Origin of the sequence: Salmonella sp. SAL03688, assembly GCF_046551895.1 — a bacterium.
Lineage (GTDB): Bacteria > Pseudomonadota > Gammaproteobacteria > Enterobacterales > Enterobacteriaceae > Salmonella > Salmonella enterica.
Genome location: NZ_JBGDVI010000010.1, coordinates 154,956 through 175,608 on the forward strand (window position 1 = coordinate 154,956; position 20,653 = coordinate 175,608).

Annotated in this window: 18 protein-coding genes and 2 tRNA genes; 17 read left to right on the forward strand and 3 right to left on the reverse strand. The window is 54.1% G+C overall.

The genetic code is table 11. The features are described 5' to 3' along the window. Positions 1-52: 52 nt before the first annotated feature. Positions 53-1,105: a small ribosomal subunit biogenesis GTPase RsgA gene (gene rsgA, locus ACLJR2_RS12610; RefSeq protein WP_000041945.1), complete on the reverse strand. Its 1,053-nt coding sequence runs from the start codon at positions 1,103-1,105 to the stop codon at positions 53-55. A gap of 106 nt (positions 1,106-1,211) precedes the next feature. Here rsgA and orn point away from each other — a divergent pair, with 106 nt between their 5' ends. Further along, entirely contained in the window at positions 1,212-1,757 is a 546-nt protein-coding gene (orn, locus tag ACLJR2_RS12615; RefSeq protein WP_001271546.1) for an oligoribonuclease, read from the forward strand. A 61-nt stretch (positions 1,758-1,818) separates the two neighbouring features. Here orn and ACLJR2_RS12620 read toward each other — a convergent pair whose 3' ends face one another. Beyond that, a complete protein-coding gene (locus ACLJR2_RS12620) occupies positions 1,819-2,559 on the reverse strand; it encodes an arginine ABC transporter substrate-binding protein (RefSeq protein WP_000727897.1) in 741 nt (246 codons plus the stop codon). A gap of 275 nt (positions 2,560-2,834) precedes the next feature. Between ACLJR2_RS12620 and ACLJR2_RS12625 the strand changes: the two genes are divergently transcribed. Together ACLJR2_RS12625 and ACLJR2_RS12630 are read left to right on the forward strand one after the other, a co-directional pair. Then, positions 2,835-2,910: transfer RNA gene (locus ACLJR2_RS12625), tRNA-Gly, on the forward strand. 156 nt (positions 2,911-3,066) lie between these two features. After that, positions 3,067-3,142: transfer RNA gene (locus ACLJR2_RS12630), tRNA-Gly, on the forward strand. A gap of 269 nt (positions 3,143-3,411) precedes the next feature. Here ACLJR2_RS12630 and queG read toward each other — a convergent pair. Next, positions 3,412-4,551: a tRNA epoxyqueuosine(34) reductase QueG gene (gene queG, locus ACLJR2_RS12635; protein ID WP_001670426.1), complete on the reverse strand. Its 1,140-nt coding sequence runs from the start codon at positions 4,549-4,551 to the stop codon at positions 3,412-3,414. On the opposite strand from queG, the gene nnr reads away from it, so the two are divergent. The 14 genes from nnr to rlmB all read left to right on the forward strand — a co-directional run bounded on the left by nnr (position 4,550) and on the right by rlmB (position 20,509). Next, positions 4,550-6,097 carry a bifunctional ADP-dependent NAD(P)H-hydrate dehydratase/NAD(P)H-hydrate epimerase gene (gene nnr / locus ACLJR2_RS12640; RefSeq protein WP_000968679.1) on the forward strand — a complete coding sequence of 516 codons (1,548 nt, stop codon included), beginning with the start codon at positions 4,550-4,552 and terminating at the stop codon, positions 6,095-6,097. The two genes, queG and nnr, sit on opposite strands and share 2 nt — an antisense overlap. Further along, positions 6,069-6,530 (forward strand): tRNA (adenosine(37)-N6)-threonylcarbamoyltransferase complex ATPase subunit type 1 TsaE, encoded by a 462-nt coding sequence (gene tsaE, locus ACLJR2_RS12645; protein WP_000981990.1) that lies wholly within the window; start codon positions 6,069-6,071, stop codon positions 6,528-6,530. Before nnr ends, tsaE begins: the two co-directional genes overlap by 29 nt. 16 nt (positions 6,531-6,546) lie before the next feature. Beyond that, positions 6,547-7,869 (forward strand): N-acetylmuramoyl-L-alanine amidase AmiB, encoded by a 1,323-nt coding sequence (gene amiB / locus ACLJR2_RS12650; RefSeq protein WP_000640354.1) that lies wholly within the window; start codon positions 6,547-6,549, stop codon positions 7,867-7,869. Between the two features lie 9 nt (positions 7,870-7,878). Beyond that, complete coding sequence (gene mutL / locus ACLJR2_RS12655) at positions 7,879-9,735, forward strand: DNA mismatch repair endonuclease MutL (protein WP_001122558.1); 1,857 nt, start codon at positions 7,879-7,881, stop codon at positions 9,733-9,735. Continuing rightward, positions 9,728-10,678, forward strand: a complete 951-nt coding sequence (gene miaA / locus ACLJR2_RS12660) for a tRNA (adenosine(37)-N6)-dimethylallyltransferase MiaA (protein ID WP_001000732.1) — start codon at positions 9,728-9,730, stop codon at positions 10,676-10,678. The genes mutL and miaA overlap by 8 nt, the downstream gene beginning before the upstream one ends. Positions 10,679-10,760: 82 nt before the next feature. After that, positions 10,761-11,069, forward strand: coding sequence for an RNA chaperone Hfq (hfq, locus tag ACLJR2_RS12665; protein WP_001051875.1), 309 nt, complete (start codon positions 10,761-10,763; stop codon positions 11,067-11,069). 71 nt (positions 11,070-11,140) lie between these two features. After that, positions 11,141-12,421: a ribosome rescue GTPase HflX gene (hflX, locus tag ACLJR2_RS12670; RefSeq protein ID WP_000460338.1), complete on the forward strand. Its 1,281-nt coding sequence runs from the start codon at positions 11,141-11,143 to the stop codon at positions 12,419-12,421. A gap of 214 nt (positions 12,422-12,635) precedes the next feature. Beyond that, the gene (gene hflK / locus ACLJR2_RS12675; RefSeq protein WP_000312506.1) at positions 12,636-13,895 is read left to right on the forward strand and encodes an FtsH protease activity modulator HflK; all 1,260 of its coding nucleotides are present in this window, start codon (positions 12,636-12,638) and stop codon (positions 13,893-13,895) included. A gap of 2 nt (positions 13,896-13,897) precedes the next feature. Further along, the gene (gene hflC / locus ACLJR2_RS12680; protein WP_001232417.1) at positions 13,898-14,902 is read left to right on the forward strand and encodes a protease modulator HflC; all 1,005 of its coding nucleotides are present in this window, start codon (positions 13,898-13,900) and stop codon (positions 14,900-14,902) included. A gap of 78 nt (positions 14,903-14,980) precedes the next feature. Then, positions 14,981-15,178 (forward strand): DUF2065 domain-containing protein, encoded by a 198-nt coding sequence (locus ACLJR2_RS12685; RefSeq protein ID WP_001089290.1) that lies wholly within the window; start codon positions 14,981-14,983, stop codon positions 15,176-15,178. 102 nt (positions 15,179-15,280) lie between these two features. Next, positions 15,281-16,579, forward strand: coding sequence for an adenylosuccinate synthase (gene purA, locus ACLJR2_RS12690; protein WP_000527972.1), 1,299 nt, complete (start codon positions 15,281-15,283; stop codon positions 16,577-16,579). Between the two features lie 206 nt (positions 16,580-16,785). Then, positions 16,786-17,211, forward strand: a complete 426-nt coding sequence (gene nsrR / locus ACLJR2_RS12695; RefSeq protein WP_001177632.1) for a nitric oxide-sensing transcriptional repressor NsrR — start codon at positions 16,786-16,788, stop codon at positions 17,209-17,211. A 37-nt stretch (positions 17,212-17,248) separates the two neighbouring features. After that, positions 17,249-19,687 (forward strand): ribonuclease R, encoded by a 2,439-nt coding sequence (rnr, locus tag ACLJR2_RS12700; RefSeq protein ID WP_000076357.1) that lies wholly within the window; start codon positions 17,249-17,251, stop codon positions 19,685-19,687. Between the two features lie 90 nt (positions 19,688-19,777). Further along, complete coding sequence (gene rlmB, locus ACLJR2_RS12705; RefSeq protein ID WP_001293274.1) at positions 19,778-20,509, forward strand: 23S rRNA (guanosine(2251)-2'-O)-methyltransferase RlmB; 732 nt, start codon at positions 19,778-19,780, stop codon at positions 20,507-20,509. The last annotated feature ends 144 nt before the right edge of the window (positions 20,510-20,653 follow it).

The following is a 20,653-nucleotide window of genomic DNA, read 5'->3' on the forward strand; positions in this document are numbered from 1 at the left end:
ATACCGGTATCCTGAAAAAAGTGGACGATTCTAACGACGCCTAGCGTATCTGTCAGTCGTCCGTATCAGAAAAGTTTTTACGCGTTTTTACCTGCGCCATACTTTCAAGAATTCGGTGATAATTTTCGAAACGGGTTTCCGCAATAGCGCCGTTCTCTACCGCTTCGCGAATGGCGCAGCCTGGATCGGCGTCATGCTTGCAGTCCCGGTATTTGCAATGTCCCAAATAGTCATGAAATTCGACAAAGCCCTGGGTGATTTGTTCCGGCTCCAGATGCCATAAGCCGAACTCGCGCACGCCGGGGGAATCAATGACATCGCCGCCATGCGGGAAATGATACAGACGAGCAGCGGTAGTGGTATGTTGACCCAGACCGGAGACATTCGACACATCGTTCGTCAGAATCTCGTTCTGTAAGCCGAGTAGAGCGTTTAGCAGACTGGATTTTCCGACACCGGACTGCCCGGCAAAAATACTGATGCGACCGGTTAACGCCTCTTCCAGCGGTTTCAGACCATCCTGCGTATGGCTGGAGACCATCAGCACGCGATAGCCGATATTGCGGTAGATATCCATCTGCTCATTAACGAAGTCCATACCTTCGTCGTCCAGCAGATCAATTTTATTGAGTACGATAAGCGGCTCAACCTGTAGGGTTTCACAGCCGACCAGATAGCGATCGATGATATTCAGCGACAGCTCCGGCAAAATCGCGGAGACGATAACGATTTGGTCAATGTTGGCGGCAATAGGCTTCACGCCGTCGTAGAAGTCCGGGCGCGTCAATACCGAGGTGCGCTCATGCACCGCTTCAACGATGCCTTTTACGTTGACGCCCTCTGCGGCGGCTTTGCCCGGACGCCAGACGACGCGATCGCCCGTCACCAGCGAACGGATGGTGCGGCGGATATTGCAACGGTGAACCTCGCCGTCAGCAGACTCCACATCGGCATGCATACCAAAACGGCTAATGACGATACCCTCTGCAGGCTCGCCAAACAGGTTGTCATCGTAGTCGGCTTTCTCCGCGGACGTTTTTAAACGACGCTGGTGATTGGCGTTCACACGGCGCTGCTGGCCTTTGGAGAGTTTATTTTTGCTCAATCGTACTGGCTCCTGGTCGCCCATAGTGGGCAAAACATCTATGATACACGCAATTGTAGATGAATATAGTCACAGTGAATGTGACCTCTGAAGGGTGGAAAATAGCATGAGTGCCGATGAAAACAACCTGATTTGGATCGATCTGGAGATGACAGGTCTGGACCCCGAGCGCGATCGCATTATTGAGATAGCCACGCTGGTGACGGATGCCAGTCTGAATATTCTGGCGGAAGGGCCGACGATTGCGGTACATCAATCCGATGCGCAACTGGCGTTAATGGATGACTGGAACGTGCGCACCCATACCGGCAGCGGCCTGGTAGATCGCGTTAAGGCAAGTACGATGGGCGAACGAGACGCTGAACTGGCGACGATTGAATTTTTGAAAACGTGGGTGCCTGCGGGTAAGTCGCCGATTTGCGGTAACAGCATCGGTCAGGATCGTCGTTTTCTGTTTAAATATATGCCGGAACTGGAGGCCTACTTCCACTATCGCTATCTTGATGTCAGTACGCTCAAGGAACTGGCGCGCCGCTGGAAGCCGGAGATTCTGGCCGGCTTTACCAAGCAGGGCACGCACCAGGCGATGGATGATATTCGCGAGTCGGTGGCGGAGCTGGCTTACTACCGCGAGCATTTCATTAAGCTGTGAGGCGTAACATGCCGGATGGCAACGCCAGAGCGTCTCATCCGGCAGCTCTCCCGCCACTGAATTACTGCGTAAACCATTTCTCCTGCATTTGCGCATATTCCGGCGACGCTTTCACCTTGTCGAGCGCGGCATTAATTTCTTGCAATAGCGCGTCGTTGCCTTTGCGTACCGCAATGCCTAACCCTTTTCCGTAGTAGTCAGGATCGCTGGCGCGTTCATCCATGATGGCGTAATCCGGATTGTTTTTTAGCCACTTACCAATCGCGGCGACATCGCCAAACACGCCCTCAAGACGGTTGTTTTTCAGATCGGTAAAGGCGTTTAGATAGCTGTCATAGGCGACAGGCGTGATGGCTTGTTGTTTATCCTGCAAATAGCGCTGATGCGTTGTACCGTTTTCCAGACCGACTTTTTTGCCTTTCAGATCGGCAAAAGTGTGATAAGCCCCTTTACGCGTGACGACTACCGCCGATAGACCTTCGTAATAGGGTTGGCTAAAGGAGACCTGCTGCTCACGTTTGGGCGTCATATCCATACCGGCGATCACCGCATCAAACTTTTTGAAGCGTAGGCTGGGGATCAGACTATCAAAGCTCTGGTTAGTAAATGAGCACTCCGCTTGCATCTCTTTGCAGACCGCGTTGGCGACATCAATATCGAAACCAACAATTTTATTATCGGCATCGACAAACTCATAGGGCGCATAGGTGGCGGAGGTGCCAAAATGTAATGTTCTGGCGGAAACGGAAGCGGCGTGAACGGAGAGGCTGGCTAACAGCATGACAATAAGTTTTTTTTTCATCTTGATCCCTGATATCAATTGGATGTTGTGGTCACCGTGCTATTCTTTTTTTGGCGCAGGGTGCTATTCTGATTCTGTGCCTTTAGGCGTGGCGTGAAAAGTTTTTTGTTGCATAGCGCACGCTTTGCTCGTTTTTTGTCTTGTTTGGTGATTTAATCAGCATTCAAACAAAAATCGCGAAAAAATGCGTTCAGGGGCTTGCAGCTAAATGGATTTCTCGTATAATGCGCCTCCCGTAACGACGCAGAAATGCGAATTACGACAGCAACAAATTTGCGGGAATAGCTCAGTTGGTAGAGCACGACCTTGCCAAGGTCGGGGTCGCGAGTTCGAGTCTCGTTTCCCGCTCCAAAATTTGAAAGTACTTGTTAAGCACAGACCACCAATCGCAGGATTTCGAATTGCGACAAGGCGGCAACTGAATGAGTCCTCAGGAGCTTACTGAAGTAAGTGACTCAGGCGAGTGAAGGCAGCCAACGCAGTAGCGGTTCGAAAGACGAAGATTATGCGGGAATAGCTCAGTTGGTAGAGCACGACCTTGCCAAGGTCGGGGTCGCGAGTTCGAGTCTCGTTTCCCGCTCCAATTCTTATCTACAGTAAAATTATCCACAACGAATATCGCGTTGGGGCACGTTTTGTTCCGCTTTCGTCAGATCCTTGTAAACAGACTTATCCACAGGTTGGCCCATTACTCCTGGAATGCAAAAAATCATACCTGACGCGTAGAATTTCTATAATTTACTGAAAAATATAGAAAAAATAAGATTTCAAAACGTTAGCGTTATTGACTATTCCTTTTTTCTCTCTTGAATCGCAATGTGTTTTTATTTTTATACACAGCCTGTGAATAATTCAGGCATCGCGCACCAGCCCTTTTTCAATCACCCTGACCAGACGCTGTTTTTTCGGTAGCTGCACTTCAATGATGCAGGCGTTGCGCTTTTCAATTTGTTGCGCAATCGCCCATTCGATATGCTCATCGAGAAGTGGATGCTCACCCTTGCGGCTTTCCAGCGCCGTAATGACGGCATTACTCCACGGCGCATTCCCCAGCGCGACGGCAACATTGCGCAGCCAGCGTAAATGGCCAATGCGCCGAATCGCAGAACCTTCAGTGACTTTCAGAAACTGCGCTTCGCTCCAGCTAAACAACTCAAGCAAATCTGGGTTATGCAGCGCCTTGCGTGGGCTAAAATCTGCTTCGTCGGTCAACTGAGAGTAACGATTCCATGGACAGATAAGCTGGCAGTCATCGCAGCCGTAAATACGGTTGCCTATCAGTGGGCGAAATGCTTCCGGAATAGCGCCTTCCAGCTCAATGGTGAGATAAGAAATACAGCGCCGCGCGTCCACCGTATACGGTTCGACGATCGCCCCGGTCGGGCAAATGGTCATACAGGCGACGCATTTGCCGCAACCTTCCTCGACCGGCTGGTCGACCGGCAGCGGTAAATCAATCAGCAGTTCCCCCAGGAAAAAGAATGAGCCCGCCTCCCGATTAAGGATAAGTGAGTGCTTACCCGTCCAGCCAAGTCCGGCTTTTTCCGCTAATGGGCGTTCAAGAATAGGCGCAGAGTCGACAAACGGTCTAAAATTCAGCGAACCGCAGTACTGCTGGATCTGCTCGCCCAGTTTTTTAAGGCGGCTGCGTAATAGCTTGTGATAATCACGCCCCAGCGCATATCGGCTAACGTAGCCCAGCGTGGGATCCTTCAACGTACTGGCAAACGCGGCGTTGGCGGGCAGATAGTTCATGCGCACGCTGATGACACGTAGCGTACCGGGTAAGAGTTCATGAGGCCGGGCGCGCATCATACCGTGGCGCGCCATCCATGCCATCTCGCCGTGGTATTGTTTGTCCAGCCACGCCTGCAGCGCAGGTTCGGATGCGCGCAGATCGGTATCAGTAATACCGACCTGCTGAAAGCCCAGCTCCAGCCCCCACTGCTTAATATTTTGCGCTAACTGATTGAGATCGAGGGGCTTTGACATGATGGACCATAACATGAAGAAAAACCCTGTAAGTATACCACACTCCATTTGGCCCGCCGATGACATCAAACGGCTGGAACGCGATGCGGCGGATGCCTTCGGACTCACACTCTATGAATTGATGCTGCGCGCTGGCGACGCGGCATTTCGGGTAGCCCGTGACAGTTATCCTGACACCCGACACTGGCTGGTGTTGTGTGGTCATGGCAACAACGGCGGCGATGGTTACGTCGTGGCGCGACTAGCGCAAGCGGCGGGCATTAGCGTAACGTTGCTGGCGCAGGAGAGCGACAAACCGTTGCCTGAAGAAGCGGCGCAGGCGCGCGATGCCTGGCTGAATGCCGGCGGCATTATCCATGCTGCCGATATTATCTGGCCGGAAGCGACGGATCTGATTATCGACGCGCTGCTTGGCACCGGCATAGCCCAGGCGCCGCGCGACTCGGTAGCCGGTCTGATTGAACAGGCGAACGCCCATCCTGCGCCGGTTGTCGCCGTCGATATCCCGTCAGGCCTGCTGGCGCAAACGGGCGCCACGCCTGGCGCGGTGATAAGCGCCGCGCATACGGTCACGTTTATCGCCCTGAAACCAGGCCTGCTGACCGGCAAAGCGCGTGACGTTACCGGCATACTGCATTATGACGCGTTGGGACTGGAAGGCTGGCTGGCAAGCCAGACGCCGCCGCTCCGGCGTTTTGACGCGACGCAGTTGGGGCAATGGCTAACGCCGCGTCGACCGACCTCGCATAAGGGCGATCATGGTCGTCTGGCGATTATTGGCGGCGACCAGGGAACAGCGGGCGCAATTCGGATGGCTGGCGAGGCGGCGCTGCGTACGGGGGCTGGGTTGGTCAGAGTACTGACTCGCGGTGAAAACATCGCGCCGTTGCTGACGGCCCGCCCGGAACTGATGGTACATGAACTCACGCCTCAGTCGCTGGAAGAGAGCCTGACCTGGGCTGACGTTGTGGTGATCGGCCCGGGGCTTGGGCAGCAGGAATGGGGCAAAAAAGCCTTACAGAAAGTAGAAAACGTCCGTAAACCTATGCTGTGGGATGCGGATGCGTTGAACCTACTGGCAATCAATCCTGATAAACGTCACAATCGCGTGATTACGCCGCATCCGGGAGAGGCGGCCCGCCTGTTAGGATGTTCTGTGGCAGAAATTGAAAGTGATCGCTTACTTTCAGCACAGCGTCTGGTAAAACGGTACGGAGGCGTGGTCGTGTTAAAAGGCGCAGGAACGATTATTGCCGCTGAACACCACTCTCTGGCTATCATTGACGCTGGTAATGCAGGGATGGCGAGCGGCGGGATGGGCGATGTCCTGTCCGGCATCATCGGCGCATTGCTCGGACAGAAGTTTACCCCGTATGATGCGGCATGTGTGGGATGTGTGGCTCACGGCGCGGCGGCGGACTTACTGGCAGCGCGTTATGGCGCTCGCGGCATGTTGGCGACCGATCTTTTTACTACGCTGCGGCGTATTGTTAACCCTGATGTGATTGACGTAAACCATGATGAATCGAGTAATTCCGCTACCTGACGAACAGGCGACGCTAGACCTGGGGCAACGGGTAGCCAACGCCTGCGATGGCGCGACCGTTATTTATCTGTATGGCGATTTAGGTGCCGGTAAAACGACGTTTAGCCGGGGATTTTTACAGGCGTTAGGCCATAACGGTAATGTAAAAAGCCCCACCTATACGCTGGTAGAGCCTTATACGCTTGATAACATGATGGTATATCACTTCGACTTATACCGTCTTGCGGACCCGGAGGAGCTGGAGTTTATGGGCATTCGCGATTATTTCGCCAACGACGCCATTTGTCTGGTGGAGTGGCCGCAACAAGGTAAAGGCGTTCTCCCCGACCCGGACGTCGAAATCCATATTGATTACCAGGCGCAGGGGCGTGAGGCTCGCGTAAGCGCGGTATCCTCATCGGGTCATTCGTTACTGGCGCGTTTAGCCGATTAGCTATAAAGGTGGCGGGATGATTTATCGCATCAAAAATGCCGTAATAGCAGCCTTAATCCTGCTGTGCGCGCAGGCGGGCGCCGCCAGTCTCTCTGATATTCAGGTTTCCAACGGCGAGCAGCAGGCGCGCATTACGCTGAGTTTTATCGGCGAGCCGGAATATGCTTACTCACAGGACGGTAAACGTACCGTGGCGCTGGATATCAGGCAGACCGGCGTGATTCAGGGGCTGCCGCTTCAGTTTAGCGGTAACAATCTGGTGAAAACGATCCGTGCCGGAACGCCGAAAGATGCGCAATCTTTACGGTTGCTTGTCGATCTGACGGAAAATGGTAAAACCGAGGCTGTGAAGCGGCAAAACGGCGGCAACTATACGGTCATTTTCACTATTAATGCCGATGTTCCGCCGCCACCACCACCGCCTGTCGTCGCGAAACGGGTTGAAAGCGCGCCCCGCCCGACGGAGCCTGCCCGTAATCCGTTTAAATCTTCTGATGATCGCCTGACCGGCGTAACCAGCAGCAATACCGTTACGCGGCCTGCGGCGCGCGCGTCGGCAGGCGCTGGCGATAAAGTGGTGATTGCTATTGATGCCGGACATGGAGGCCAGGACCCCGGTGCGATAGGCCCGGGCGGTACGCGCGAGAAAAATGTCACCATCGCTATCGCGCGTAAGTTACGCACATTACTGAATAACGATCCGATGTTTAAAGGCGTGCTGACGCGTGACGGCGACTATTTTATTTCGGTGATGGGGCGGTCTGACGTGGCGCGTAAGCAAAACGCCAACTTCCTTGTCTCTATTCATGCGGATGCCGCGCCAAATCGCGATGCCACCGGCGCCTCCGTCTGGGTATTGTCCAATCGTCGCGCGAACAGCGAAATGGCAAACTGGCTTGAGCAGCATGAGAAGCAATCCGAACTGTTAGGCGGCGCTGGCGATGTGCTGGCGAACAGTCAGTCAGACCCTTACCTGAGCCAAGCGGTACTGGATTTGCAATTCGGTCATTCGCAGCGGGTAGGGTATGATGTGGCGACGAACGTACTAAGCCAACTGGATGGTGTGGGGTCGCTGCATAAACGTCGCCCGGAACACGCGAGCTTGGGCGTGTTGCGTTCGCCGGATATCCCGTCCATTTTGGTGGAGACGGGCTTTATCAGTAATCACGGCGAAGAGCGATTGCTGGCGAGCGACCGCTATCAGCAGCAGATTGCTGACGCTATATACCGGGGGTTGCGTAAGTACTTTGCAGCGCATCCGATCCAGTCTGCGCCGCAGGGCGGCCCAGGCCAGACGGCCAGTACCAACCAGCCTGGCGCCATAACCGCCGCGAATTAAGGAGATTTCATGCCGATTCAGGTTCTGCCGCCGCAGCTTGCGAACCAAATCGCCGCTGGCGAAGTGGTGGAACGCCCTGCGTCGGTTGTTAAAGAGCTGGTAGAGAATAGTCTGGATGCAGGCGCTACCCGCGTTGATATCGATATCGAGCGTGGCGGCGCGAAGCTTATTCGTATTCGCGACAATGGCTGCGGCATTAAAAAAGAGGAGCTGGCGCTGGCGCTGGCCCGTCATGCCACCAGTAAAATCGCCTCGCTTGACGATCTGGAAGCGATTATCAGTCTGGGATTTCGCGGCGAAGCGCTGGCCAGTATCAGTTCGGTCTCGCGTTTGACGCTAACGTCGCGCACGGCGGAGCAGGCGGAAGCCTGGCAGGCGTATGCGGAAGGGCGCGACATGGACGTGACGGTAAAACCCGCCGCGCACCCGGTCGGCACCACCCTGGAAGTTCTGGATCTCTTTTATAATACGCCCGCCCGGCGCAAATTCATGCGTACCGAAAAAACGGAATTTAATCACATCGATGAGATCATCCGTCGTATTGCATTGGCCCGTTTTGACGTCACGCTTAACCTGTCGCACAACGGCAAATTGGTACGGCAGTATCGCGCTGTCGCAAAGGACGGGCAAAAAGAGCGCCGGTTAGGCGCCATCTGCGGGACGCCGTTTCTCGAACAGGCATTGGCGATCGAGTGGCAGCATGGCGATCTGACCCTGCGCGGCTGGGTCGCCGATCCGAATCACACCACCACGGCGTTAACGGAGATCCAGTACTGTTATGTGAATGGCCGCATGATGCGCGACCGCTTGATCAACCATGCCATTCGCCAGGCCTGTGAAGATAAACTGGGCGCGGACCAACAGCCTGCGTTTGTGCTGTATCTGGAGATTGACCCGCATCAGGTGGATGTCAATGTTCATCCCGCCAAGCACGAAGTGCGTTTTCATCAATCCCGGCTGGTGCACGACTTCATCTATCAAGGGGTGCTGAGCGTTCTGCAACAGCAGACGGAAACGACGCTGCCGCTGGAGGAGATTGCGCCAGCGCCGCGGCATGTCCCGGAAAACCGTATCGCCGCCGGGCGCAACCATTTTGCTGTACCCGCCGAGCCAACTGCGGCGCGCGAGCCCGCGACACCGCGTTATTCCGGCGGCGCATCGGGCGGTAACGGCGGGCGTCAGACCGCTGGTGGTTGGCCGCACGCTCAGCCAGGTTATCAGAAGCAGCAGGGCGAGGTTTATCGCGCGCTTTTACAGACGCCGGCGACGAGCCCTGCGCCGGAGCCGGTTGCGCCTGCGCTTGACGGACATAGCCAGAGTTTCGGTCGCGTACTGACAATAGTCGGCGGTGACTGCGCGTTGCTGGAACACGCGGGGACTATCCAGCTCTTGTCGCTGCCGGTTGCGGAGCGTTGGCTGCGTCAGGCGCAGCTTACACCGGGTCAAAGTCCGGTTTGCGCGCAGCCGTTACTGATTCCGCTGCGTTTAAAAGTGAGCGCCGATGAAAAAGCCGCGCTGCAAAAAGCCCAATCTTTGTTGGGAGAATTGGGTATTGAATTTCAGTCAGATGCGCAGCATGTGACCATTCGGGCGGTGCCTTTACCCTTACGACAACAAAATTTACAAATCTTGATTCCTGAACTGATAGGCTACCTGGCGCAACAGACCACATTTGCAACGGTCAATATTGCACAATGGATAGCGCGTAATGTGCAGAGCGAACATCCGCAGTGGTCGATGGCGCAGGCCATATCGCTGCTGGCGGATGTTGAGCGGCTATGTCCGCAGCTGGTAAAAGCGCCGCCGGGTGGCCTGTTACAACCTGTTGATTTACATTCGGCGATGAACGCCCTGAAGCATGAATGATGTAAGCAAGGCGAGCCTGCCTAAGGCGATATTTTTGATGGGGCCGACGGCCTCCGGCAAAACGGCGCTGGCGATAGAACTGCGTAAAGTTTTGCCAGTAGAGTTGATAAGCGTTGATTCCGCCCTCATTTATCGGGGAATGGATATTGGCACGGCTAAGCCGAATGCCGATGAGCTGAAAGCGGCGCCGCATCGACTGCTGGATATACGCGACCCGTCGCAGGCGTATTCGGCGGCGGATTTTCGCCGCGACGCGTTAGCGCAAATGGCGGAGATCACCGCTGCGGGGCGTATCCCGCTGTTAGTGGGCGGTACCATGCTGTATTTTAAGGCATTGCTGGAAGGGTTATCGCCGCTGCCTTCAGCAGATCCGGAAGTCAGATCCCGGATAGAGCAGCAAGCAGCGGAGCTTGGATGGGAGGCGTTGCATCAGCAACTTCAGGAGATAGATCCGGTTGCCGCCGCGCGAATTCATCCAAATGATCCGCAAAGACTTTCCCGGGCACTGGAAGTTTTTTTCATTTCGGGTAAAACTTTAACGGAGCTAACGCAAACGTCAGGAGACGCGCTACCGTACCAGGTGCATCAGTTCGCTATCGCCCCGGCGAGCCGTGAACTGCTCCATCAGCGCATTGAACTGCGTTTTCATCAGATGTTGGCTTCAGGTTTTGAAGCAGAAGTCCGGGCGCTTTTTGCCCGAGGAGATTTGCATACGGACTTGCCTTCCATCCGTTGTGTGGGATACCGCCAGATGTGGTCATACATTGAGGGCGAAATCCCATATGATGAAATGGTTTATAGAGGTGTTTGCGCCACGAGACAGTTGGCGAAGCGCCAGATGACCTGGTTGCGCGGTTGGGAAGGGGTGCGCTGGCTTGACAGTGAGAATCCCGATCGGGCGCGAAAAGAAGTATTACAGGTTGTTGGTGCTATCGCAGACTGAATGTGTACAATTGAGACGTATCGTGCGCAATTTTTCAGAATCGAAAGGTTCAAAGTACAAATAAGCATATAAGGAAAAGAGAATGGCTAAGGGGCAATCTTTACAAGATCCGTTCCTGAACGCATTGCGTCGGGAACGTGTTCCAGTTTCTATTTATTTGGTGAATGGTATTAAGCTGCAAGGTCAAATCGAGTCCTTTGATCAGTTCGTGATCCTGTTGAAGAACACGGTCAGCCAGATGGTTTATAAGCACGCGATTTCTACTGTTGTCCCGTCTCGCCCGGTTTCCCATCACAGCAACAATGCCGGTGGCGGCGCCAGCAATAACTACCATCACGGTAGCAACGCGCAGGGTTCTACTGCGCAACAGGACAGCGAAGAGACTGAATAAGTTCACGCGCTGTTTATCCATGTCGGGGGCGTCGGATAATCGCCCCCGCTGGTTATTAAGAGGGTTTACGCTTGTTTGACCGTTATGATGCCGGTGAGCAGGCGGTACTGGTACACATCTATTTTTCGCAAGACAAAGATATGGAAGACCTCCAGGAGTTTGAATCTCTGGTCTCTTCCGCCGGTGTCGAAGCAATGCAGGTGATTACCGGTAGCCGTAAAGCACCGCACCCGAAGTACTTTGTAGGTGAAGGTAAGGCAGTTGAAATTGCGGAAGCCGTGAAAGCGACTGGCGCAGCGGTCGTATTGTTTGATCATGCATTGAGTCCAGCCCAGGAGCGAAACCTGGAGCGTTTGTGCGAGTGCCGGGTTATCGATCGCACCGGTCTTATCTTAGATATTTTTGCCCAACGTGCGCGAACCCACGAAGGTAAGTTGCAGGTTGAGCTGGCGCAGCTACGCCATCTGGCTACGCGTCTGGTGCGTGGCTGGACCCACCTTGAACGTCAGAAAGGCGGGATTGGTTTGCGCGGTCCGGGTGAAACCCAGCTCGAAACCGACCGTCGTTTACTGCGTAATCGCATTGTGCAGATTCAGTCGCGCCTGGAGAAAGTTGAGAAGCAACGTGAGCAGGGGCGGCAGTCGCGCATCAAGGCCGATGTTCCGACGGTATCGCTGGTGGGCTATACCAACGCCGGAAAATCCACCCTTTTTAATCAGATCACTGAAGCGCGGGTCTATGCGGCAGATCAGCTATTTGCGACGCTGGACCCGACGTTACGTCGTATTGATGTAGCGGATGTCGGTGAAACCGTTCTGGCGGATACGGTAGGCTTTATCCGCCATTTACCGCACGATCTGGTGGCTGCCTTTAAAGCTACCCTGCAGGAGACGCGTCAGGCGACGCTGCTGCTGCATGTGGTCGATGCGGCGGATGTTCGTGTGCAGGAAAACATCGAGGCGGTAAACACCGTTCTTGAAGAGATTGACGCTCACGAAATCCCCACCTTAATGGTGATGAACAAAATCGATATGCTGGACGACTTTGAACCGCGTATCGACAGAGATGAAGAGAATAAACCCATCCGCGTTTGGCTTTCAGCGCAAAGCGGCGTGGGGATACCACAGCTTTTTCAGGCTTTGACGGAGCGTCTTTCCGGCGAGGTGGCGCAGCATACGCTGCGTTTGCCGCCGCAGGAAGGGCGTCTGAGAAGCCGGTTTTATCAGCTTCAGGCAATAGAAAAAGAGTGGATGGAGGAAGACGGTAGCGTCAGTCTGCAGGTACGAATGCCGATTGTCGACTGGCGTCGCCTCTGTAAACAAGAACCGGCGTTGATCGAATACGTGATCTAGACGCGAAGTCATTCAGGTCGTATTGAAGCGGTAGCTGAGAGAATTTCAGGAGCTCACAACGAAGTGACCTGGGGTAAAAAAGCCGCCACTCAGGACGCAGTCTGAAAGATGATGTCTGTAACGGCGGTTCGTCTGAAGCATGGAGTAATTTCGCCTTATCCTCTGAGGTCGAAAGACAACGGGGATCACCGCATAACAAATATGGAGCACAAACATGGCGTGGAATCAGCCCGGTAATAACGGACAGGACCGCGACCCGTGGGGAAGCAGCAAACCTGGCAGCAACTCTGGGGGAAATGGAAACAAAGGTGGCCGCGATCAGGGACCTCCCGATCTGGATGATATCTTCCGTAAGCTGAGTAAAAAACTCGGTGGTTTTGGGGGCGGTAAAGGCACCGGTTCCGGCGGCGGTAGCTCATCGCAAGGCCCGCGTCCGCAACTGGGAGGCCGTATTGTCGCCATCGCCGCGGCGGCAGTAGTCATTATCTGGGCGGCCAGCGGTTTTTATACCATTAAAGAAGCCGAGCGTGGCGTTGTGACGCGTTTTGGTAAATTCAGCCATCTGGTAGAGCCAGGTCTGAACTGGAAGCCGACATTTATTGACGACGTCACGCCGGTGAACGTCGAAGCGGTGCGCGAACTGGCGGCGTCAGGCGTGATGCTGACGTCTGATGAAAACGTCGTGCGCGTTGAAATGAACGTGCAATACCGCGTCACCGATCCGCAGAAATATCTGTTTAGCGTGACCAGCCCGGACGATAGCCTGCGTCAGGCCACCGACAGCGCGCTGCGTGGCGTCATTGGTAAATACACGATGGATCGCATCCTGACCGAAGGCCGTACCGTTATTCGTAGCGATACCCAACGCGAGCTGGAAGAGACTATCAAACCGTACAACATGGGGATTACCCTGCTGGACGTGAACTTCCAGGCTGCGCGCCCGCCGGAAGAGGTGAAAGCCGCCTTTGACGACGCGATTGCCGCACGTGAAAACGAGCAGCAGTACATTCGTGAAGCGGAAGCGTATACCAACGAAGTTCAGCCGCGCGCCAACGGTCAGGCGCAGCGTATTCTGGAAGAGGCACGCGCCTATAAAACCCAGACTATCCTGGAAGCGCAGGGTGAAGTCGCCCGGTTTGCGAAGATTTTGCCGGAATATAAAGCCGCGCCGCAGATTACACGCGAGCGTCTGTATATTGAAACGATGGAAAAAGTGCTGAGCCATACCCGTAAAGTACTGGTTAACGACAAGAGCGGTAATTTAATGGTGCTGCCGTTAGATCAGATGCTGAAAGGCGGGAATGCGCCGGCGGCAAAGAGCGACAATAGCGCCAGCAACCTGCTGCGCCTGCCGCCGTCCACAAATTCTAACGCCAGCGGAGCAAGCAACACGTCGTCCTCAAATCAGGGCGATATTATGGACCAACGCCGCGCGAATGCGCAGCGTAACGACTACCAGCGTCAGGGGGAATAACGATGCGTAAGTCAGTTATTGCGATTATCATCATCGTGCTGGTAGTGCTCTACATGTCCGTCTTTGTGGTCAAAGAGGGCGAGCGCGGCATTACGCTGCGTTTTGGTAAAGTTCTGCGTGACGATGAGAACAAACCGCTGGTTTACGCGCCGGGTCTGCACTTTAAGATCCCGTTTATTGAATCAGTGAAAATGCTTGATGCGCGTATCCAGACGATGGATAACCAGGCCGATCGCTTTGTGACTAAAGAGAAGAAAGACCTGATTGTCGACTCCTACATCAAATGGCGTATCAGCGACTTTAGCCGTTACTATCTGGCGACCGGCGGCGGCGATATTTCGCAAGCCGAAGTGCTGTTAAAACGTAAATTCTCGGACCGTTTGCGTTCTGAGATTGGTCGCCTGGACGTAAAAGACATCGTGACCGATTCTCGTGGTCGTCTGACTCTGGAAGTGCGCGACGCGCTGAACTCCGGTTCAGCCGGTACCGATGATGAAGTGGCGACCCCGGCGGCGGATGACGCGATTGCCGAAGCGGCGGAACGCGTCACGGCGGAAACCAAAGGTAAAGTACCGGTCATCAACCCGAACAGTATGGCGGCGTTGGGTATCGAAGTGGTCGATGTGCGTATTAAGCAGATCAACCTGCCGACCGAGGTTTCTGAGGCGATTTACAACCGTATGCGCGCCGAGCGTGAAGCGGTCGCGCGTCGTCATCGTTCACAAGGTCAGGAAGAAGCGGAAAAACTGCGTGCGGCTGCTGACTATGAGGTGACGAAAACTCTGGCGGAAGCCGAGCGTCAGGGGCGTATCATGCGTGGTGAAGGTGATGCTGAAGCCGCGAAGCTGTTTGCCGACGCGTTCAGCCAGGACCCTGATTTCTACGCGTTCATTCGTAGTCTGCGCGCTTACGAGAAGAGCTTCGAAGGTAATCAGGACGTGATGGTACTGAGCCCGGACAGCGATTTCTTCCGCTACATGAAGACACCGAGTTCGACGACACGCTAAAATAGCGTCAGCGGTTTTAGACCAGCAAAACCACCGCATCCAAAGGATGCCGGTGGTTTTCTTTTATAAGGGCGATAAATGAATTCAACAATCTGGTTGGCGCTTGCTCTGGTATTAGTCCTCGAAGGGCTGGGACCGATGCTGTATCCCGGCGCATGGAAAAAAATGGTTTCGGCACTGGCGCAACTGCCGGAAAATGTTTTACGTCGTTTTGGCGGCGGACTTGTGGTCGCGGGAGTTGTGGTCTACTACATGTTGAGGAAAACGATTGGCTGAGCAAAAAGTGGTCGGATTTGCCGCAGATTGAGTGCAAAAAGTGCTGTATATCTGAAAAAGCGATGGTAGAATCCATTTTTAAGCAAACGGTGATTTTGAAAAATGGGTAACAACGTCGTCGTACTGGGCACCCAATGGGGTGACGAAGGTAAAGGAAAGATCGTCGATCTTCTGACTGAACGGGCTAAATATGTTGTACGCTACCAGGGCGGTCACAACGCAGGCCATACTCTCGTAATCAACGGTGAAAAAACCGTTCTCCATCTTATTCCATCAGGTATTCTTCGCGAGAATGTAACCAGCATCATCGGTAACGGTGTTGTGCTGTCTCCGAGCGCGCTGATGAAAGAGATGAAAGAACTGGAAGACCGTGGCATCCCCGTTCGTGAGCGTCTGCTGCTGTCTGAAGCCTGTCCGCTGATCCTTGATTATCACGTTGCGCTGGATAACGCGCGTGAGAAAGCGCGTGGCGCGAAAGCGATCGGCACCACCGGTCGTGGAATCGGGCCTGCTTATGAAGATAAAGTGGCACGTCGCGGTCTGCGTGTTGGTGACCTTTTCGACAAAGAAACCTTCGCTGAAAAACTGAAAGAAGTGATGGAATATCACAACTTCCAGTTGGTTAACTACTACAAAGCTGAAGCGGTTGATTACCAGAAAGTTCTGGATGATACGATGGCTGTTGCCGACATCCTGACTTCTATGGTTGTTGACGTTTCGGACCTGCTCGACCAGGCGCGTCAGCGTGGCGATTTCGTCATGTTTGAAGGTGCGCAGGGTACCCTGCTGGATATCGACCACGGTACTTATCCGTACGTAACTTCTTCTAACACCACTGCAGGTGGCGTGGCGACCGGTTCCGGCCTGGGCCCGCGTTATGTTGATTACGTTCTGGGTATCCTCAAAGCTTACTCCACTCGTGTAGGTGCAGGTCCGTTCCCGACCGAACTGTTCGATGAAACCGGCGAGTTCCTCTGCAAGCAGGGTAACGAATACGGCGCCACTACCGGCCGTCGTCGTCGTACCGGCTGGCTGGACACCGTTGCCGTTCGTCGTGCGGTACAGCTGAACTCCCTGTCTGGCTTCTGCCTGACCAAACTGGACGTGCTGGATGGCCTGAAAGAGGTGAAACTCTGCGTGGCTTATCGTATGCCGGATGGCCGCGAAGTGACTACCACTCCGCTGGCAGCTGACGACTGGAAAGGTGTAGAGCCGATTTACGAAACTATGCCGGGCTGGTCTGAATCCACCTTCGGCGTGAAAGATCGTAGCGGTCTGCCGCAGGCGGCACTGAACTACATCAAGCGTATTGAAGAACTGACCGGCGTGCCGATTGATATTATTTCTACCGGCCCCGATCGTACTGAGACGATGATTCTGCGCGATCCGTTCGACGCGTAAATCTGGTACGCCTGGCAGATATTTTGCTTGCCGGGCTAACAGTGTGATACATTGCTGTGTCGGGTAAGCCATTACGCTATCCGACACAGTGTTAAATCCTCGCTTTTTTCCTTCCCCGAACTGAAATAAATTAGCGACACAGCTTGTGGCTGGTTTATCATCAATATAAATGTATTTTTCCCGTTTTCCCTTTTCCTGAGGTTGATGTGCAGTTAACGAGTTTCACCGATTACGGCTTACGTGCGCTAATCTATATGGCGTCGTTACCAGATGGACGAATGACCAGCATTTCTGAGGTGACAGAAGTCTACGGCGTGTCCCGTAATCATATGGTCAAAATTATCAATCAGCTTAGCCGGGCGGGCTTTGTCACTGCCGTTCGGGGAAAAAATGGCGGTATCCGCCTGGGTAAACCGGCTAATACTATTTGTATTGGCGATGTGGTGCGTGAGCTGGAACCCTTATCACTGGTCAACTGTAGCAGCGAATTTTGCCACATCACCCCTGCCTGTCGTCTGAAACAGGCGCTTTCTAAGGCCGTGCAGAGTTTTCTCAAGGAGCTGGATAACTACACGCTTGCCGATTTGGTTGAAGAGAATCAACCGCTTTATAAATTATTACTGGTGGAGTGAAGTAAACTTCATTAGAGATGACAATGGAGGAACCTCAATGTCACAAGATCCTTTCCAGGAACGCGAAGCAGAAAAATACGCGAATCCTATCCCGAGCCGGGAATTTATCCTCGAACATTTAACGAAACGTGAAAAACCGGCCAGTCGCGAAGAACTGGCCGTAGAACTGAATATTGAAGGCGAAGAGCAGCTTGAAGCCTTGCGTCGCCGCCTGCGCGCGATGGAGCGCGACGGACAACTGGTCTTTACCCGCCGCCAGTGCTATGCGCTGCCGGAACGCCTCGACCTGCTGAAAGGCACCGTGATCGGTCATCGTGATGGTTACGGTTTCTTACGTGTCGAAGGCCGCAAAGACGATCTGTATCTTTCCAGCGAGCAGATGAAAACCTGTATTCATGGCGATCAGGTGCTGGCGCAGCCGCTGGGCGCCGATCGTAAAGGTCGCCGCGAAGCGCGTATCGTCCGTGTACTGGTACCGAAAACCAGTCAGATAGTCGGGCGTTATTTCACCGATGCGGGCGTCGGCTTTGTGGTGCCGGACGACAGCCGTCTCAGCTTCGACATTCTTATCCCGCCAGAAGACGTCATGGGCGCGCGGATGGGGTTCGTGGTCGTGGTTGAACTGACCCAACGTCCAACTCGCCGTACTAAAGCGGTAGGGAAAATCGTCGAAGTGCTGGGCGACAATATGGGCACCGGTATGGCGGTTGATATGGCGCTGCGTACCCATGAAATACCCTACATCTGGCCGCAGGCGGTAGAGCAGCAGGTCGCCGGGCTGAAAGAAGAGGTGCCGGAAGAGGCGAAAGTCGGTCGTGTCGATCTGCGCGATTTGCCGCTGGTCACGATTGATGGCGAAGATGCCCGTGACTTTGACGACGCGGTTTACTGTGAGAAAAAACGCGGCGGCGGCTGGCGTTTGTGGGTCGCTATTGCTGATGTGAGCTATTATGTACGGCCGCCAACGCCGCTGGATCGCGAGGCGCGCAATCGCGGCACGTCGGTTTACTTCCCGTCACAGGTTGTCCCAATGTTGCCGGAGGTGCTCTCCAACGGTCTGTGTTCGCTAAACCCGCAGGTTGACAGGCTGTGTATGGTCTGTGAAATGACCATCTCGGCAAAAGGTCGGCTGACCGGCTACAAATTCTATGAAGCGGTGATGAGCTCCCATGCGCGTCTGACCTATACCAAAGTCTGGCATATGCTGCAGGGCGATCAGGATCTGCGTGAACAATATGCGCCGCTGGTGAAGCATATTGAAGAGCTGCACAACCTCTACAAAGTGCTGGATAAAGCGCGTGAAGAGCGCGGGGGGATCTCGTTTGAGAGCGAAGAGGCGAAGTTTATCTTTAACGCCGAACGTCGCATTGAGCGTATCGAACAGACCCAGCGTAATGACGCGCATAAGCTTATCGAAGAGTGCATGATCATGGCGAATATCTCGGCGGCGCGCTTTGTCGAAAAAGCTAAAGAGCCGGCGCTATTCCGTATTCATGATAAGCCCACCACCGAAGCGATCACCTCATTCCGCTCCGTACTGGCGGAGCTGGGGTTGGAGCTGCCGGGCGGAAATAAACCGGAACCGCGCGATTATGCCGAACTGCTTGAATCGATTGCCGACAGGCCGGACGCCGAAATGCTGCAAACTATGCTGCTGCGTTCAATGAAGCAGGCGATTTACGATCCGGAAAACCGCGGGCACTTTGGCCTGGCGTTGCAGTCTTATGCGCACTTTACCTCGCCGATTCGCCGCTATCCGGATCTTTCTTTGCACCGCGCCATTAAGTACCTGCTGGCGAAAGAGCAAGGGAACAAGGGCAACACCACAGAAACGGGCGGTTATCACTACTCGATGGAAGAGATGTTGCAGCTCGGCCAGCACTGTTCGATGGCGGAACGCCGCGCTGATGAAGCGACGCGTGATGTCTCCGACTGGCTGAAATGTGACTTTATGCTGGATCAGGTAGGCAACGTCTTTAAGGGCGTGATTGCCAGCGTCACCGGTTTCGGCTTCTTTGTCCGTCTTGATGAACTGTTTATCGATGGGCTGGTACACGTTTCCTCACTGGATAACGATTACTATCGCTTCGATCAGGTAGGGCAACGTCTGATTGGCGAGTCCGGTGGGCAGACATATCGCCTGGGCGACCGGGTCGAGGTACGCGTCGAAGCGGTGAATATGGACGAACGGAAAATTGACTTTAGCCTGATCTCCAGCGAGCGCGCACCGCGTAACGTCGGCAAAACGGCGCGTGAAAAAGCGAAAAAAGGTGAAAGTAAAAACGCCGGTAAACGTCGTCAGGTAGGTAAAAAAGTTAACTTCGAGCCTGATAGCGCCTTCCGCGGCGAGAAAAAAGCGAAGCCGAAAGCAGCGAAAAAAGACGCGAGAAAAGCAAAAAAGCCATCGGCTAAAACGCAGAAAATAGCCGCAGCGACCAAAGCGAAGCGTGCGGCGAAGAAAAAAGCGGCAGAGTGAGCAATACCCTCTTCAAACAGAAGAGAGTGAATTATCTGTAGGCCGGGCAAGCGTAGCGCCCCCGGCAAAACGTAAACAACGAGTACATTAATGAGCGAAATGATTTACGGCATCCACGCAGTGCAGGCCCTGCTGGAGCGCGCCCCTGAACGTTTTCAGGAAGTCTTTATTTTAAAAGGCCGTGAAGATAAACGTCTGTTGCCGCTGATTCACGCCCTTGAGTCCCAGGGCGTGGTTATCCAGCTGGCAAACCGCCAATATCTCGACGAGAAAAGCGACGGTGCCGTGCATCAGGGTATTATCGCTCGCGTGAAACCAGGCCGGCAGTATCAGGAAAACGATCTGCCGGATCTGATCGCATTACACGATCGCCCCTTTTTGTTGATCCTCGATGGCGTCACCGATCCGCATAATCTTGGCGCCTGTCTGCGCAGCGCCGATGCCGCAGGCGTACATGCGGTAATCGTGCCGAAAGACCGCTCCGCGCAACTTAACGCGACGGCGAAGAAAGTCGCCTGCGGCGCAGCAGAAAGCGTGCCATTGATCCGCGTCACCAACCTGGCGCGCACGATGCGCATGTTGCAGGAAGAGAATATCTGGATTGTCGGAACGGCGGGCGAGGCTGACCATACGCTGTATCAGAGCAAAATGCCTGGCCGCATGGCGCTGGTCATGGGCGCAGAAGGTGAAGGTATGCGTCGTCTGACCCGTGAGCACTGCGATGAGCTGATCAGCATTCCTATGGCCGGTAGCGTGTCGTCGCTGAATGTCTCTGTTGCGACCGGGATTTGTCTGTTTGAAGCCGTTCGCCAGCGAACCTGACGCTAATAGTATTTTTTAAGAAAAAACCATCCATAATCGGATGGTTTTTTTTTGTCTATGGAAAACCCCCAGCTAGGCTGGGGGTTCCGGAAAGCTTTCAGCTTTAAGCCAGTTATTAAAACCCCTTTTGATTTGTTAAAACAT